Origin of the sequence: Streptomyces sp., assembly GCF_035645055.1 — a bacterium.
Lineage (GTDB): Bacteria > Actinomycetota > Actinomycetes > Streptomycetales > Streptomycetaceae > Streptomyces.
Genome location: NZ_DASQNH010000014.1, coordinates 1 through 1,992 on the forward strand (window position 1 = coordinate 1; position 1,992 = coordinate 1,992).

Below are 1,992 nucleotides of genomic sequence, written 5' to 3' on the forward strand. Positions count from 1 at the left end.
TGACGTGGCGTACCTGCGGGCCCCACTTCTCCATGACGGGCTTCATGCACCACTGGCACAGCGGCGTACCGCCGCGGCCGTACTTGTGGGTCTTGCGCTGGCAGGTGGCGCAGGGGCCGACGAGGTCGCCGGGGCTGGTCAGCGCGGAGGGATCGGGCTCTGTGACAGGGGGTGGTGCGGGTGTCATCGTGCGGTTCCTGTTCCGAGTGGGGCGAGTATCAGCCACCGGCCATCAGAATACGGCCACTGCCGCACGCACGTTCGATCATGATGAGGCGGCCACCGGAACGGCGGCGACAGCGCGGGAATGCCCGGCTACCGGCGCTGGTTATGGAGGGCGTGGTTGTGGAGGGGACAGTGTCCCCGGGCCTCACCTATTGCCCATGAGGACGATCGTTCGGCTGAAGCCTCATGGAGCCTCTCGCCGCGTAGGCGACCGCCCTTCACGACCACGCACACGTCACGGCCTCGGCCGGCGCCCTCGCCGGCCGAGGCCGTCGCGCGTTCCGCTCACACAGCCGCTGTGACGGCTAAGTCGAGGATGTGCAGCTGGACGTCGGGCCGGCAGTGGCCGCACGAGCGCACCCCGGAACTCAGCAGGCGGCGGGCTTCGTCCCGGTCGACAGCTCGCCAGCGCGGCCCGGTCATGTGGCAGCCTCCGGCGTGGACCTCGGCGGGCTCGCGGCCGGCGCCGATGACGAAGGCGGCGACCCAGTCGGGCGGCGCGGGCCGCAGCCGGCGGCCCCGCTCTTCCTCGGCCTGGCGCTGCTCGACTGCTGCGATCTTGCGGTCGATGCGCTCCAGCCACATCGCGTGCCACACCCGCAGGGTGAGCAGGCGCTCCAGGTCGGGAGGCAGGTCATCAAACACATTTTTGATTCTAGCCCCAAGATCGCCTTACTGGCCTCGCGTGTTCGATTTTCCGTTCGATAACGTGGGTGGGGGAGGAGGTGGGCGGTGATGAGCCCGGAGACGCGATCGCAGCGGCCCGCGGTGGTGATGCATGTGCGCTGCCCCGACCGCCTGCCGGAGGAGACCTACCGCCAGATCCTGGAGGAGCTGGCCGGTCTGTCGCCGGTGGTGCAGGCGCTGCCGCCCACAGCCGCCCTGGTCGACCTGACCGGTGCCCTGCGCTACCACGGCACGACCCCGCACAGGCTCGGCGAGGTACTGCGAATCCGTACGATCTCCCGGCTCGGTGTCGACGTCCGGGTGGGCATCGGTCCGTCCATCACCGTCGCCGCCACCGCCTCCGCGCAGGTCCCTTCGCCAGGAGGCGTTCTTACCATCACGCCCGAGCAGACCGTGGACTGGCTCGCCCAGCTCCCGGTCGATGCCCTGCACGGCCTCGGCCCCCGCCAAGCGGCCGTGCTACGCGATTACGGCATCCACAGCGTCGGCCTGCTCACCGCCGTCCCGCCCTCAACCGTGCAGCGCCTCATCGGCGGGCGCGCGGGCCGCCTGACCGTCGACCACGCCCGCGGGATCGACCCGCGCCCCGTTGTCCCCCGTGCCTTGCCCGCCTCCGCCTCGGTGCGCTGCTCCTTCGACCGGCAGGCCCTGGACGGCGCGGCTGTCCGCGCCGCCCTCCTCGACCTGGTCGTCCGCCTCGGGGTGCGGCTGCGCCGCCGCGGCCAGGCCGCCCGCGCCCTGACGCTCACGCTGAAGTTCGCGGGTGGCCCCTCGTGGGAGAAGACCCGTCGCCTGACCGAGCCGTCCGCCCACGACGACGACCTCCGCCAGCTCGCCTACCAGCTGATGGACGCCGCCGGCCTGCAGCGCGGCCGCCTCACCGGCATCGCCCTGCGGGGCGAGGACCTCATCGACGCCGACCGGGTCGCCCAGCAGATCAGCCTCGACGACACCCGCGAGGACCGGCTCCGGACCGAGCAGGCCATGGACCGCATCCGCGACAAGTTCGGCCCCCACGCCATCGGACCAGCCGCCGTCTTCCGCCGCGCCTCCTGACTGGCAGCTTGGCCTTAACTGTCC

Annotated in this window: 3 protein-coding genes; 1 reads left to right on the forward strand and 2 read right to left on the reverse strand. The window is 71.7% G+C overall.

What is annotated here, in order from left to right; all coding sequences use genetic code 11:
- Positions 1 to 187: hypothetical protein (locus VE614_RS03970; RefSeq protein ID WP_324932008.1), on the reverse strand; the 187-nt coding region annotated here is incomplete at its 3' end.
- A gap of 323 nt (positions 188 to 510) precedes the next feature.
- Positions 511 to 870: a DUF6233 domain-containing protein gene (locus VE614_RS03975; protein WP_324932011.1), complete on the reverse strand. Its 360-nt coding sequence runs from the start codon at positions 868 to 870 to the stop codon at positions 511 to 513.
- Positions 871 to 960: 90 nt separating this feature from the next.
- Between VE614_RS03975 and VE614_RS03980 the strand changes: the two genes are divergently transcribed.
- Positions 961 to 1,968 carry a hypothetical protein gene (locus VE614_RS03980; RefSeq protein WP_324932014.1) on the forward strand — a complete coding sequence of 336 codons (1,008 nt, stop codon included), beginning with the start codon at positions 961 to 963 and terminating at the stop codon, positions 1,966 to 1,968.
- Positions 1,969 to 1,992 lie beyond the last annotated feature (24 nt).